Origin of the sequence: Oceanobacillus sp. MO10714A (assembly GCF_037072045.1) — a bacterium.
GTDB classification, from domain to species: Bacteria; Bacillota; Bacilli; order Bacillales; family Amphibacillaceae; genus Oceanobacillus; species Oceanobacillus indicireducens.
This window is the reverse complement of the sequence record NZ_JAXHDC010000060.1, coordinates 1-14,762: the sequence shown is the minus strand read 5'-3', so window position 1 is coordinate 14,762 and position 14,762 is coordinate 1. Positions and strand designations below refer to the sequence as shown.

Genomic DNA, 14,762 nt, shown 5'->3' with positions numbered 1-14,762 from the left:
GTCAACATCAACTCACTATCGTTCGTTGTGTTTCCTTTATCTCATTCCGGAGTGCTCCAGTTTGTACGTTGCTAAACGGGCGCTTCCGCCTTTGTTATAAACGCAACTTTTTATCATCTGCCTGCATCTTAGTAGTAAGGGGAGGGAGCAAGTTGAACCTAGTCGACAGGTTAAAAAGAAAAGAAGAGGCTGCTTTAGTTGAACTCATGAATCAATATGGGGACTATTTGCTCCGAATGGCTTACCTATTAATCAAGGATCACCAACGGGCAGAGGAAGCGGTGCAAGATACATTTATCTCCGCATTTGAAAAAATAAATCAGCTGGAAAAGGAAGAACATTTAAAGAGCTGGCTGACAACGATAACGATTAATCGTTGTCGGCAGCAAATGCGCAAATGGAGTTTTAAGCATATTTTCCCAGATATAGAAACAGTCGAGCGCACACAACAAGCGGATAGGATTGATAGTCCGGAAGCGGATTTATTGGCAGTCGAGTGGAACGAGAATCTCACGGCTCAAATTCATGCATTGGATTATAAATACCGAGAAGTCATCACGTTATTTTATTTTAACGAATTGAAGCTTGCGGAAATTGCTGCCTTGACAAATATAAAGGAAAATACTATCAAGTCACGGCTAAAGCGGGCGAAAAAATTGTTAAAAGACCATTTACTAAAGGAGGATGCGCATAATGGAGGATAAAAAACAGATGAAGAATCGACTAAATAAGGAACTTGAAAATATTCGGTTTACAAAGCAAACAGATGTGTTGAAAAAAGTTTACCGGCCAACGTGGAAAGATAAACTTCATCAACTATGGAATAAAGAGATCAGCATACCAATTCTTCCAGTAAGTTCAGCCGTGGTCATCCTTTTGTTCGGTTACGGATTTTTCACAATTTCTGAATTCAATAATCAAGATGAATATCCGTATGAAACGATTGAAATCGGAGGTAATACGTATTGGAAAGCGGAAGTAGAGAGGAGACTTGTGAATGAGGAATAATATTACGTTAAAAATAAAGCATTTGGTTATGATTATGACGGGCATTTTTATCCTTATTCCGCTTGCAAGTATTTATCTGATACCACAACTTGAACTCGGTATAGTAAAATATAAGCTTGCGAATGGAAGTGGGGTTGGAAAAGACAAAATTCTCGAACTCTTGGAAGACAATATTCTGCCGAGTCAAAAATATCACCTGATTGAAGAGCGTTTCTTAAGTGGGGAGTGGATGAATGACTATGCAATATATGTCGGGCCTTCTATGACGACAAGCGTGGCTGCGGATCATGATTGGCCATTCATCAGTTGGGAAGAAAAGCAACCATATATTGAGGATTATCTAGAAAATGGGCCTATTAATGGATATCTACAAACGGCGGTTATGGAGCTAGCATATGAAGCAGTACTGGAAGGAGATGACGCTAGACTTCAGGAAATCTATGATCGTGCAGTTGAACGTTTGGAAAAGTCGGAGCACTCTTATGAAATTCCTGAACTAAAGTTTTCGTTTATCAAGCTCCATTTGCAAGCTGGAAATCTAGCTAAAGCGGAAAGTCTATTAGAACAAATTGACGTTCCGGACCATGCGTATGCTAAGGCAGAAAAGAAGCAATATGAAGCATTCCTTTTATTGAGGAAGGGGCAGCTGGAAGAGGCTTTAGCGACGGTTCAGCAAGGTTTGGAAGAATATAGAATTGCTTGGGAAAAAGAAGAGAATGAAGACCCGATAGAACAGAGCGGTGTTTATGAAGAGATGAAGAAATTGGAGAACCGCTTGCTAACTGGTCCTCCTGTGAATGGTGCGGCGGAGGTTGCGAAGGTATCAGGAAATATTAGCAGACAGGACGGGACGCCGATTAAGGATGCCGGTGTATTTCTTAGGGATGCTGCCGATGTTACTAGTTCGATTCGTCCTGATGAATGGTACCAGACAAAGACAGATGCTGCTGGGAATTTCGAATTCACGGGGGTTATGCCTGGAGATTATCAAGTGTTTGCCGGTTTCCAAATGGAGCAAATCGATGGCTATTTTTGGCCGGTTGATATGAATGACTGGGTAAGAATCGACGGTACAGAAAATATTCAATATGATATTACGCTAGCCCCGCTACTGGAAGTAAACGCTCCTGCAAACGAAGCCGTATTGGAGGAAGAAACGATTGATTTTAGCTGGGAAGCGGTTGACGAGGCAGCTTATTACATGCTTGACTTTCATATAGAAGAAAGCGATGTTTCTTATGGGATGAGCTGGGATAGGAAGGTGGAAGAAAGTCAACTTTCATTGCCTGTAGAGAGTCTTTATAATATTTATTTGAATTTCCTTACTGATATTGCAGAAACAAAGAACGATTATTTCAACCCGGCAACGGTGCTTGGCTTTGAAAATCCAGAGGGACATTATTCTTGGAATGTGAAGGCTTTTGATGAAGATGGAAATCTTATAACACAAAGCAATGGTTACCGGTTAGCGGAAGAAACAATCGGAAATCTGCCGACTATGTATTTAAAACAACGGGAACTTACAGCAGAAGATGAATTGCTGCTAGCCGGTGAATTGGAACAGGCGCTTGACGGTTACCGGAACGTTTTAACAACAAACCCAGATGACTTGCACAGCCTCCGAATGGTTGCACGGTTGATCGGGATCGAAGCGGGTGGGAGCTTTAGTACCGCGCAAAAGCTGCAGCAACCTTATTATGAACAACTAGCCGAGCTTACGGCAGATCCTATTTATCTGAATCAGATGTTACATTATTATTACGATGCAAGCGATTGGGAGCAATATGAGAAGTGGTATCAGAAGTATAAAGCGGCTTTGGGAGAAACAATCGACCCTTATACAAAAAGTATCCATGCCAATGCTCTTTTATTTCAAGGTAAATACGAGGAAGCTGCGAACCTCCATAAGGAAGCACTGCTGGAAGGAAGCGACAACCACAATATCGGAAATCTATTAGCTGTGGAAATTTATCTTGGTACTGATTTAGATGAAGTGTATGATTTAGCAAAACAATATCCTTATATGGAATATACGACTGGTAATGTCGGTGTAGTGGATTGGAGTGTTCTTATTTCTGATATAAAACAAGCGGCGCATGATGACGCTCGGGTTATCGATACCTTGCATGAAGGGCTGATGTTCTTTTTCAAAGAGCAGGATACCGAGCTGCAGGAATGGAAGGAACAAACAGAACAAACTTCACTTACTAAATTTATCCGCGCTTTGGAGGAAGTGAATTAAAAAAATGCGTGAGGCAGATATCCCGCCTTACGCATTTTTTTGTTAAATGACATACCAATATATACAAATGAAATGGAACAGGCTGCCGAGGAGAATAAAAATATGAAAAATCTCGTGGAAGCCCCAATTTTTAAACCGGAGAAATTCTGGTTTAAATCCGTAAATAATCCCGCCAATCGTATAGGCGACACCACCAAGGATAAGATAGACCATCCCGCCTGTACCAAGTGCTGGGGCTAATTCTCCAGTGAAAAAGATAGCGAGCCACCCCATTAAAATGTAAATCATGGTGGAAAGCCATCTTGGTGAAGTGAACCATGTCAGTTTGAAAATGACACCAAGAATTGCGAGGCCATTAATGACACTGAATAGAATCCAACCTAATGTGTTATTCAATGCGATGATACATAAGGGGGTGTAAGTCCCAGCAATTAAAACGAAAATCATCGAATGATCAATTCGCTGCAGCCAAGCTATCACCTTATCTTTTGCAATGACCATATGATACGTTGCGGATGCCGAGTAAAGTAAAATCATGCTGACTCCGAAAATAACGACGGCTGTCAAGCCAATTATTGAATACCCTTCGGCGACGGCCTTTATAATCATTGCTACTAATCCAAATAAAGCGAGAACTGCACCTACCCAATGTGTTAGGCTGTTAATTGGTTCTCTAATATACTGATTCAACTGGAAAACCCCTTTCGATGTAACACGTGGTTTTTAAAACTACGTGTTAGTGTTATAATAAATTTATAACATAGTTTATAGCGATAAGTCAACCGCTGCTAATAAAAATGTGGAGGAATTTAGATATGGTGAATAATTTAGATAACTTACTGGAGAAACTGCAGCTCAATACACGACTATCCAGCCAGGATATACCTGGATTGGACTTATACATGGATCAGGTCATCCAATTATTTGAAAATAAGTATGAACAAACGAAACGGACAACAGATGAAAAGATTTTAACGAAAACAATGATCAATAATTATTCCAAGGGGAAATTATTTTTCCCGATAAAAAATAAAAAATACTCCCCGGAACATGTCATGCTCATTGATTTGATTTATGAAATGAAGACGATTCTTGCAATACGGGATATTAAGACAACACTGGAATCACTTAATCAGCAGATGATGGAAGAAACACTTGATCTCGGGCCATTATATGAATCCTTTATAAAGCTTTCGGGAAGTAATCTCGAACGTTTTACCGAAGACAGTAAGAAAATGGTGCGCGAGGTGGATGCCGGGCAACTCGATGATAGCTATTTGAATCAGGTGCTGCTCGTACTATCCTTTGTTAATATGAGTAATTATTATCGCAGGGCAGCTGAAGCCTTAGTTGATGAGATTGCAGATATAGAAGCGAAAAAGGACTAAGCTTTACCGTTTATCACGTATTAACGGTCTGTAATACCCCCACTGAATGAAGTTTCACTTTATGATAAAATAAAAGAAAAAGAATGAGGAGAATGCATGTGGCGACTTATCCAAATCTTTCAGAGACGAAAAACCTAATTAAACAACTTGTTTCTATTCCGAGTCCTTCCGGGAATACTGGAAAAGTAATTTCTTTTATTGAAGAGATTTTAACAGATTTACAAATTGAACATAAGCGAAATAGAAAAGGCGGCTTGATTGCGACAATTCCAGGTGAGAATGAAAACGAACATCGTATGCTTACTGCTCATGTCGATACGTTAGGTGCCATGGTGAAAGAAATTAAGCGTGACGGTCGTCTCCGATTGGATTTAATTGGTGGATTTACGTATCACTCAATCGATGGGGAATATTGTGAGATTGAGACGTCTTCAGGGAAAATCTTCACCGGAACTATTTTACATCATGAGACATCTGTGCATGTCTATAAAAATGCGCGGGATGCTAAATATAATCAAGAAAAAATGGAAGTGCGAATTGATGCCAAAGTGGAAAATGCGGAAGCAGTAAGAGCGCTTGGCATCGAGGTGGGAGATTTTGTCTCCTTCGATCCCCGTGTTGAAATAACAGATAATGGCTTCATCAAATCACGTCATTTAGATGATAAAGCGAGTGTTGCGATGCTTATCCAACTAATGAAACGAATCAAAGATGAAAAGCTTAGTCTACCTTATACAACCCATTTTCTGATATCTAATAATGAAGAAATCGGTTATGGAGGAAATTCTAATATTCCAGCGGAAACGGTCGAATATGTAGCGGTTGATATGGGAGCAATGGGGGAAGGTCAGTCCACGGATGAATACACGGTTTCTATCTGTGTGAAAGATGGTAGCGGACCATACCATTATGGATTGCGCAAGAATTTAGCTAATTTAGCCGAGGAAAATCATATCGGCTACAAGTTAGATATCTATCCTTATTACGCATCCGATGCGTCAGCGGCAATCCGAAGCGGGCATGATATCGTCCATGGCCTTATCGGTCCAGGAATCGACGCCTCCCACGCATACGAACGCACCCACGAAGATTCCCTAAAAAACACCGAACAATTACTCTACCACTACATCCAATCCAAACAGGTAGAAATATAAAACGGGACACGGGGTCAGAGCACTTGTCCCAGTGGGACATTGGGGACGGAGGCATTGTCCCACCTCTTGTTCTAGCGTAGGAAACTATAAAATAAAAATGCAGTGATAATTTAGGTATCCAGGGTTAGCCACGTCCGCTCTGCGCCCAGCAACTAGCAGATCTTTTGGTGGGACGAGTAATCGCAGTTCCAGGCGCCCGCGTAACGAATCGCGTTCTTAGCCTGTAAGGGCGCTTGCGCCTTTATTCGAGAACAAGGAAGGTAGGTATAAAAGATGAAACTAAGTATTCTTGATCAGGTTCCCATTCCAAATGGAAAAACTGCAAACGAGGCACTGGAAGCGACGATTGATCTCGCTGTGACGGCGGAAAAATTAGGATTTCACCGCTATTGGATTGCCGAGCATCATGACTTCCCGGGATTAGCAAGTCCCGCACCAGACATCATTCTTGGTATTATTGGTTCGAAAACGAATCGCATTCGCATCGGCTCTGGGGCGGTTCTTTTACCAAACTATAGGCCGTACCAGATAGCTGAAAGATATAACCTGCTGGCTACTTTATATCCCGGAAGAATAGACCTTGGACTTGGACGAGCGCCGGGCGGATCAGCAGAGGCATCGATTGCGCTTGTAGATAATTTTCTCGAACAGGTGAAAAACTATCCGGAAAAACTGGATGAATTACTCCATTTCTTGAATCGTGATTTTCCTGAAGAACATCTTTTCTCTAAGGTTTCTGCACAACCTGTTCCGAAAGAACAACCGGTCCCGTGGCTTCTTGGCACGAGCAAGAAAAGTGCAGTGTTAGCGCTCGAGAAAGGCCTGCCATATGTGTTTGGCGACTTTATGAGTGATGCAGACGGTCCGTCAATTGTGCGCGGTTACTTTGAAAACTTCCAGGAGGGAGAGCCGGAAGCAATTGTTACGGTGAACGTTATTTGTGCGGAGACGAAAGAGGAAGCGGAGCAGCTTGCGAAAAGCAATCAAATATGGAAATGGATGCAGGATAAAGGGAAGGGAAATGGAAAAATTCCTTCTATTACTGAAGTGAATGAATATAAGCTTACAGATGAAGATCTCGAACTTTTGCGTAAATCCGGTGACCGGCAAATTGTTGGAACGCCGGATATTGTTCGGAAATCGCTTGAGTTACTAAGTGAGGAATATGGTACGGACGAGTTTATGATTCTTACAATTACGCATGATTTTGCGGCTCGTAAAAAATCTTACGAACTGATTGCACGTGAATTTGGATTATAGCTTCTAAGTTCATGGTAGTTTGTATATAAATATTATAGAGAAGCGTTTAATGGACAAGTATCCATAATAGCAAGGTAAATTGAAAGTCAGGAGGTATGCATGCAAAGCTGGGTCACATATATAATGGAAAAGTTCGGCTACTTGGGTATTTTTCTTATGATGACGTTGGAAAATTTATTCCCGCCCATCCCATCTGAAATCGTTCTTCCCTTTGGAGGGTTCATGACCACGTATGCAAATCTAACAGTAATTGGCGTCATGACAGCAGCGACATTGGGTTCCGTTATCGGTGCGATGATTCTGTATAGCATCGGCCTCCTGATTGATGTGGAGCGCTTGGAGAGAATTGTGGCACGGTTCGGTCATCTTCTTAGAATTGAAAAAGCGGATATTCGTAAAGCGGATACCTGGTTTGATAGATTTGGATATTGGACAGTGTTTTTCTGTCGGATGGTGCCGCTCGTTCGTAGTCTTATTTCTATTCCAGCTGGGATGTCGAATATGAAATTTTCCGCATTCATCCTGTTAACAACACTCGGAACATTGATTTGGAATGCTCTCCTTGTAGCAGTGGGTGTCCTCCTTGGTGAGAACTGGGAAGCTATTCTAGGAATTATGGACGTTTATTCGACAATTGTTTATTCATTGCTTGGAGCAGGCGTCATTTTGATGGCATTTATATATATAAAAAAATGGAGAAAATGAAAAGAATGGTGATATGCCGTTCTTTTTTTGTACTCTTTTTTAGGTGCGTATAACTGGGACATTTACACTGACCCCATGTCCCTCCCCAGTGTCCCACCAGTCGCAGTGGGACAAAACCTCTGACCCCGGTGTCCCACTAAATACGTCTTGGGGCTTAGTTGGATTTATGTCTGGGGCTCATTATCAGGTTTTGTTTTCTGCGGTAAGATGGAGTCAAGATCAAGAAAGGAGGCTGTCACATGAAGAAATTTTTACTCTTTGTTGGGGGATTAATTGCATTTTTCGTGTTGCTTGCCAATATTGGACCAATGATTATTTTAGGGTTGAGTCTCTGGTTGTTGTATATCGTGTTTAAAAAGTTTGTCGCAACGGATTCAACGGGTGCAAAAGTCGGCTGGATTGTAGTTGGATTGCTTGTGTTAAGCATCAGCTTGTCGAACATCTATGCAATCATTGGTGTCGCAGCTGTTTATGTATTGTATTTGATCATGAAGAGCTGGAAGGAAGAACCAGTTGTCCACACGGTGAACGATGACGATCCATTTACGAATTTCGAACGGGAATGGGCAGATTTACATCAATAATTAAATTTAAAAGGAGAGAATAAATTATGTCAACAAACATTTTTACACGCATCATGGATAATATTTCAGCAGACTTGCATCATTTAATGGATAAGAAAGAGGAAAAGAATCCAGTCGCAGCATTGAATCAATACTTGCGCCAAAGCGAACTGGAAAAGGAAAAAGTCAGAAAGATGATTGAGCGCCAGTACAAATTGAAAGATGAATTCTCTCGTGAATATTTAAAAGCTCAAGATTTAGCAGATAAGCGCAAGAGACAAGCAGACATTGCAGAGCAAGCAGGAGAAACCGATTTATATGAATTTGCAGTGAAAGAGTATGAAGAGTATGAGAAGCGTGCAGCCCGCTTAAAACAGAGCAGGGAAGAAACAATAGAACAACTCGTTACACTGGAAAATAAATATGAAGAAATGAAGCATCGCCTGAAAGATATGCATATGCGCCGAATGGAATTAATGGGAAGAGAAAATATTGCAAGGGCGAATCAGCAAATGAACCAAGTAATCGATGATGTATCCGATAAACCATTTGCGAAGTTTGCCGAACTGGAGCAGTATATCGAGAATCTGGAATACAAGGTGAATAGCTCCTATTATAAGAGCACATTCGATAGTAAAATTGCTAAGCTTGAAAAAGAATTACAAGATAAAGAAAATGTGGAATAAGATGCGATAAGCTCCAAGGAAAATGATATACTATATAGGCGTAGATGAAATCTGCGCCTTAAACGATTGAAAAGGTAAGGGGGAGCCGTCATGTTCAAGCAATTACCGACAAAATCATATAACTGGATTCTAATCATCGGCATCCTCCTTCTCATGGCTGAATTTGTATTTTCCTTTGGAGGAACAATTATCCCCGCTATTATATGCGGGTTCTTAGTCTATATTAGCTGGAAGAACTTTTATACCCTCTGGGGTAAAATTGTCTTTTGGCTTAGTCTTATTGGTCTCATTTTTTCGATACTGAGTCTTATGGCAGTTAGATTCCTTATTATTGCAGCAATTGTTATCTTTGCGATGAGATACTATGATTCAACGAAAAGAACCGATCGAATCTATCCCAAGCTTCCCGACGAAGAAGCACTAAACGAGCCGCTAAGTCGTGTGGAACCTCTATTTGACCATACCGTATTGGATGACCAGTATACTGAGGAGACTGCTTACCAGTGGAGAGATGTGAACATTCATGGCTTGCTTGGTGATAGGGTTATTGATTTAAGTAATACCGTCATCCCGAATGACACAGCGGTTATTTCAATACGTCATGGTCTGGGTAATATTGAAATATATGTACCTTATGAAGTGGAGGTCAGTATCCACCACAGTGCTATATTCGGTAATGCCCATATCTTCCACGAAAGTCATGAAAAACTTTTTAATAAATCGATTTTTTATCAAACGGCTGTTTATGATCACGCAACAACGCGTGTAAAAATCGTCACCTCGCTATTTTCTGGAGATATTGAGGTGAAGCGTATATGAGTACGATTATCCGCCATATATTCACTGGCATTCTGTTTAGTATCTTACTTTCAGCGGTCGTCCTCACACTTGTGTTCACTGTTTTCCCTCCGGACAGTTATGCGATTCTGTGGGAAACCGAGATTGGCAATGTTTCTTTCTTAATCTGGGTGTTTGGTTTCATACTAGCAGGCGGAACGATTTTCGGGATATCAACTGGTTGGTACTGGAGACAACGACTGCATCGGATTGAACGTAAGCTTGACAGACTAAGTAAGGGGCAGAGACTTGATGAGGAAAAAGAACCGTATCACGAACTGAAAAGCATTGAAAAGCGTCTAGAACTCATTCAATCACGAATAGATCAGCAAACGGAAAACGCGCAAAGACTTGCAACAGAAAGAGCGGAAGAACGAGAAAAGAGCTTACAAGAAATTGTCGTCCAAGAACGAAACCGGCTTGCCCGTGAATTACATGATTCTGTAAGTCAACAACTCTTTGCGGCATCAATGATGATTTCAGCTCTCAATCTGCAAAATGCTCCTGAAGATGATGAAATGAAGAAGAAATTACAATTAGTGGAAAAAATGCTGCAACAATCCCAGCTGGAAATGCGGGCACTCCTTCTACACCTGCGTCCAGTCGCGTTAAAAGGGAAATCTCTTGTTCAAGGTGTGGAAGAATTGCTTGTTGAAATGCAACAGAAAATTACGATTGATATATCGTGGACAGCGGAAGAACTTTCTGTTGATAAGGGAATTGAAGACCAACTGTTCCGTATCATTCAAGAAGCGATGTCCAACACATTGCGCCACGCACAAGCCACGAGTTTTCATGTGTTGCTCATTAAGCGAGAAGGTACGGTAATTTTACGTATTTCAGATAATGGGGTAGGTTTCGACATGGAAAGCGTGAAAACTAGTTCCTATGGCCTCCATAATATGAGGGAGAGGGCATATGAAATCGGTGGAACGTTCAAAGTTGTCAGCTTACCGAATCAAGGCACGAAGCTTGAGGTAAAAGTTCCCCTACCTACAGGATCGGATCAAGAAGAAAGAGCATCTATTCAAACAGAAAGTGAGGAAGAATGATGATAACTGTATTATTTGCCGATGATCATGAAATGGTTCGTATTGGCGTAGCGTCTTATCTGTCCGCACAACCGGATATTGAAGTCGTAGCTGAAGCTGATGACGGAGAACCAGCTGTGAAGTTAGCTCTTGAATGGAAGCCGGATATCATTTTAATGGACTTAGTTATGAAGGAAATGGATGGAATCGAAGCTACGAAACAGATCCTATCTGAGTGGCCGGAAGCAAAGATTATCATCGTTACAAGCTTTCTCGATGATGAAAAAGTTTACCCAGCGCTTGAAGCCGGCGCGAAAAGCTATTTGCTGAAGACTTCCAAGGCTGAAAAAATAGCCGAAGCGATCCGCGCAACTCATGAAGGCCAATCGATCTTGGAACCTGAAGTAACTGGGAAATTAATGAACCGGATGCGCCATTCTCAAGAGGAAGCGTTGCATGAGCAATTGACAGAACGGGAGAAGGAAGTCCTGCTTCTTCTTACAGCTGGGAAAACGAACCAAGAAATAGCCGATGAGTTGTTTATTGCAACGAAAACAGTGAAAGTCCATGTAAGTAATATTTTAGCAAAATTAGAGGTACAGGATCGAACCCAGGCAGTTATCTATGCTTTCCAGCATAATCTTGTATAATTTTCTATCAGTCTTAAATTATCAGGTGAAATGAAAGGATTTTAATATATCGTCCTCTATTAGGAAAATATACGTCTAAACATGTAGTATGCCCGAGGGATATTGCATGTTTTTTCTCTATTAAGGAAATAATTTGTCATTAATTGAAACATAACTGTAATATAACGATAACACGACTGCAATTTTTGGGTGTTACAATACCATTGAAATGAAAATAATACATAATATAAATTAATGACACGAATTTGCAGGTAGGCTTTCATGAACATACATAAAGAGATGCAATAGTAGTGAGGAAGTGGGGAACGAGAAATTGAAAAAGACCTTAGTAACGATGGCTACTGTAACAGTAGTAGGTTTGAGCAGTGTGTTTTTTACTGATCACGCATCAGCAGAATCTATTGATGACCTGAAGGACAAGCAAACGCAAATTCAAGATGAAAGAGGAACGATTAAAGCAAACTTATCCGAGGCAGAAGCGGAGATTGCTGATTTATTAATAGACTTAGAGAATTTAAATGATGAAATTGACCGTGTTAATAAAGCGCTTGACGAAAACAAAGCAACAATGGAGAAAAATGAAAAATCCATTACTGCAACAGAAGAGCAAGTAGACAAGCTTGAAGCGGAAATCAAAGAACTTGAAGAAGCGATTGAAAAACGTTTCGACATTTTAAAAGAACGCGCATCAGCTTACCAAAAGAATGGTGGTAACATTTCTTATCTTGAAGTGTTATTCGGCTCGCAAAATTTCATGGATTTCATTAGCCGTGTAAGTGCAATTAACAAAATTAGCGATTCTGATGCTGAATTAATGGAACAAATCGACGCTGATAAAGTTAAAGTTGAAGAGAAGCAAGAAGAGGTAATTGTTAAACTTGATGAATTAAAAGAAATGCGTGTCGAGCTTGAAGGAATTGAGAAAACAATCAAAGCTCAACAAACACAAAACAAAGATAAAAAGGCAGAAATCAAAGATAAAGAAGCAGCACTTGTTGCAAAAGTAGAAGAACTTGAAGTGAAAGACAGCGAGCTTGCTTCCCTTGAAAGAGACGTTAGACAGAACATTAATGAATTAACACAACCTGCTCCTGAAGTTCAGGTAGCAAGTAACGAAACGAATGCAAGTGGCAATGAATCAAATAACAATAGTTCAAATAATAATGATTCAAGTAACAATAACTTATCAACTGTTTCAAAAGAAGAACCGAAATCAAAATCAACTAATTCGACTAATTCAACTAATTCGACTAATTCAACTAATTCAACTAATTCATCTGATTCATCCCGTCCAGCAGCGTCTGGCGGTGTTGAAACTGCAATGAACGCTGGATTCGCTCACCTTGGCACTCCATATGTATGGGGAGGAAAAGGACCAGGTGGATTTGACTGTTCTGGATTTGTATCCTGGGCATTTGCTCAAGGTGGAATTTCCGTACCGTCAAGCACTGCAGGACTAGCAGGTGTTGGTACGAAGGTTTCCGCAAGTAATATGCAACCGGGTGACATTGTATTCTTCAACACATATAAAACAAACGGTCATGTAGGTATCTACCTTGGTGGCGGTAAGTTTATCGGTGCACAGAACTCTACTGGTCTAGCAGTAGCAGACATGTCTAGCGGTTACTGGGCTGATAAATTCTCAGGCCACGTACGCAGCGTAAGATAATAAAGTAAACAATTCATAAAATCCATCCTATCTGTAGGATGGATTTTTTTTCGTATTTTATCCTTAAATTTTTGAACCTGAATTTTAAAAAATAAAATCTTCTGTATAGACGGGTATGGTTGGATATATTATAATAAAATGGAGCCAATCACAACTAATAATCTGAAATAAAAATGAATTTATATTTGCACTTAGGAGGTGAAGTTCCTATTGCTTGTGCATAGGAACACTAATTGGACGTATTGCCCATAATTAACTTACTTGCAGTTGCTGTACTAATTGCATTAACCGCATTTTTCGTAATGGCGGAATTTGCGATTGTAAAAATTAGAAGTACACAACTTGAACCACACATCGAAGTAGGGAAAAAATCTGCAATTGCTGCAAAGAGAATAATCACCCACTTGGATGAATATCTATCAGCGTGTCAGCTCGGAATAACAATCACTGCATTAGGGATTGGACGACTCGCGGAACCGACATTTGAGAAAATGCTCTATCCAGTCATTTCTTATTTTAATGTTAGTACTGGAATGGTTACGACGATAGCAATTGCGGTCTCCTTTCTGATTGCAACTTTTCTACATGTTGTAATTGGAGAACTCGCACCAAAGACGGTTGCTATTCAAAAGGCGGAGCAAGTTACCTTATTTGTTGCAAGACCTCTTGTTTGGTTCTATCGTTTACTTTACCCGTTCATTTGGCTTTTAAACGGTACAGCTCGGCTAATTATTCTTGCTATGGGGTTCAAACCAATCAGCAGTCATGAAGAGACCCACACGGAAGAAGAGCTGCGTTTAATTCTCGCTGACAGTTATAAAAGTGGTGAAATTAATCAATCGGAAATGATGTATGTAAACAACATTTTTGAGTTTGATGAGCGAGTAGCAAGGGAAATCATGATACCTCGAACTGAAATGGTATATTTCTTTAAAAAAGATAGTTTAGAATCAAATATGGATGTTATCCTTGAAGGACAATATACAAGATATCCGGTAGCGGATGAGGATAAAGATAATATTATCGGGTTAGTAAACTTGAAAGAAGTTCTCACAGGATATCACCAAAATAAGCATGTTACAATTGATCAGTTTATTCGGCCAATTCTGCATGTGTCTGAAGCTACACCGATTAAGCAGGTGCTGCTCAAAATGCAGAAAGAACGGATCCATATGGCAATTGTCAATGATGAATATGGCGGAACAGCCGGTTTAATTACGGTTGAAGATATTTTAGAAGAAATCGTTGGTGATATTCGTGATGAATTTGATGAAGATGAAATACCTGACGTACAGGAAGTAAATGATAAGACATTCATTGTATCTGGAAAACTTCATCTGGAAGATGTGAATCAAATCCTCGGTATCGAGCTGGTAGATGATGAAGTCGACACTATCGGGGGATGGATGTTTACGACAAACCTGGACGCACAGGAAGGCGTCATTATTGAATATGAAAACCACCGTTTTATAATCGAGGAAATGGATGGTTACCAGATTAAAAAAGTGAAGATAATTAAACCATAATGGTTCAGATAGAAAAGCGGGCAAATTGCCTGCTTTTTTGTTG

The 14,762-nt window shown here is 40.3% G+C and carries 15 protein-coding genes; 14 read left to right on the top strand and 1 reads right to left on the bottom strand.

Annotation, left to right across the window (positions count from 1 at the left end):
• Positions 1 to 152: 152 nt before the first annotated feature.
• Genes SPD53_RS17970 through SPD53_RS17960 form a run of 3 tightly spaced genes read left to right on the top strand, consistent with a single transcriptional unit; the run spans position 153 to position 3,250 of the window.
• Positions 153 to 704 (top strand): RNA polymerase sigma factor, encoded by a 552-nt coding sequence (locus SPD53_RS17970; protein WP_336253381.1) that lies wholly within the window; start codon positions 153 to 155, stop codon positions 702 to 704.
• Positions 694 to 1,008 (top strand): hypothetical protein, encoded by a 315-nt coding sequence (locus SPD53_RS17965; RefSeq protein ID WP_336253380.1) that lies wholly within the window; start codon positions 694 to 696, stop codon positions 1,006 to 1,008. Before SPD53_RS17970 ends, SPD53_RS17965 begins: the two co-directional genes overlap by 11 nt.
• Positions 998 to 3,250, top strand: coding sequence for a carboxypeptidase-like regulatory domain-containing protein (locus SPD53_RS17960; protein ID WP_336253379.1), 2,253 nt, complete (start codon positions 998 to 1,000; stop codon positions 3,248 to 3,250). The genes SPD53_RS17965 and SPD53_RS17960 overlap by 11 nt, the downstream gene beginning before the upstream one ends.
• A 42-nt stretch (positions 3,251 to 3,292) precedes the next feature.
• Here SPD53_RS17960 and trhA read toward each other — a convergent pair whose 3' ends face one another.
• Complete coding sequence (gene trhA / locus SPD53_RS17955) at positions 3,293 to 3,940, bottom strand: PAQR family membrane homeostasis protein TrhA (RefSeq protein WP_156855782.1); 648 nt, start codon at positions 3,938 to 3,940, stop codon at positions 3,293 to 3,295.
• Between the two features lie 128 nt (positions 3,941 to 4,068).
• Here trhA and SPD53_RS17950 point away from each other — a divergent pair, with 128 nt between their 5' ends.
• The 11 genes from SPD53_RS17950 to SPD53_RS17900 all read left to right on the top strand — a co-directional run bounded on the left by SPD53_RS17950 (position 4,069) and on the right by SPD53_RS17900 (position 14,719).
• A complete protein-coding gene (locus SPD53_RS17950; RefSeq protein ID WP_188858248.1) occupies positions 4,069 to 4,638 on the top strand; it encodes a DUF1836 domain-containing protein in 570 nt (189 codons plus the stop codon).
• A 98-nt stretch (positions 4,639 to 4,736) separates the two neighbouring features.
• Positions 4,737 to 5,792: a M42 family metallopeptidase gene (locus tag SPD53_RS17945; protein WP_336253378.1), complete on the top strand. Its 1,056-nt coding sequence runs from the start codon at positions 4,737 to 4,739 to the stop codon at positions 5,790 to 5,792.
• A 273-nt stretch (positions 5,793 to 6,065) separates the two neighbouring features.
• Entirely contained in the window at positions 6,066 to 7,052 is a 987-nt protein-coding gene (locus SPD53_RS17940; protein ID WP_188858193.1) for an LLM class flavin-dependent oxidoreductase, read from the top strand.
• 99 nt (positions 7,053 to 7,151) lie between these two features.
• On the top strand, positions 7,152 to 7,757 hold the full coding sequence (locus tag SPD53_RS17935) for a DedA family protein (protein WP_156855785.1): 606 nt from the start codon (positions 7,152 to 7,154) through the stop codon (positions 7,755 to 7,757).
• A 239-nt stretch (positions 7,758 to 7,996) separates the two neighbouring features.
• Positions 7,997 to 8,341 (top strand): lmo0954 family membrane protein, encoded by a 345-nt coding sequence (locus SPD53_RS17930; RefSeq protein ID WP_156855786.1) that lies wholly within the window; start codon positions 7,997 to 7,999, stop codon positions 8,339 to 8,341.
• Between the two features lie 26 nt (positions 8,342 to 8,367).
• Positions 8,368 to 9,006 carry a PspA/IM30 family protein gene (locus SPD53_RS17925; RefSeq protein WP_336253377.1) on the top strand — a complete coding sequence of 213 codons (639 nt, stop codon included), beginning with the start codon at positions 8,368 to 8,370 and terminating at the stop codon, positions 9,004 to 9,006.
• A gap of 90 nt (positions 9,007 to 9,096) precedes the next feature.
• Complete coding sequence (gene liaF, locus SPD53_RS17920) at positions 9,097 to 9,825, top strand: cell wall-active antibiotics response protein LiaF (protein ID WP_188858198.1); 729 nt, start codon at positions 9,097 to 9,099, stop codon at positions 9,823 to 9,825.
• The gene (locus SPD53_RS17915; RefSeq protein WP_188858200.1) at positions 9,822 to 10,895 is read left to right on the top strand and encodes a sensor histidine kinase; all 1,074 of its coding nucleotides are present in this window, start codon (positions 9,822 to 9,824) and stop codon (positions 10,893 to 10,895) included. The genes liaF and SPD53_RS17915 overlap by 4 nt, the downstream gene beginning before the upstream one ends.
• A complete protein-coding gene (locus SPD53_RS17910) occupies positions 10,895 to 11,524 on the top strand; it encodes a response regulator (RefSeq protein ID WP_156855831.1) in 630 nt (209 codons plus the stop codon). Before SPD53_RS17915 ends, SPD53_RS17910 begins: the two co-directional genes overlap by 1 nt.
• Before the next feature lie 334 nt (positions 11,525 to 11,858).
• Entirely contained in the window at positions 11,859 to 13,193 is a 1,335-nt protein-coding gene (locus SPD53_RS17905; protein WP_336253376.1) for a C40 family peptidase, read from the top strand.
• 233 nt (positions 13,194 to 13,426) lie between these two features.
• Positions 13,427 to 14,719 (top strand): hemolysin family protein, encoded by a 1,293-nt coding sequence (locus tag SPD53_RS17900; protein WP_156855791.1) that lies wholly within the window; start codon positions 13,427 to 13,429, stop codon positions 14,717 to 14,719.
• Positions 14,720 to 14,762 lie beyond the last annotated feature (43 nt).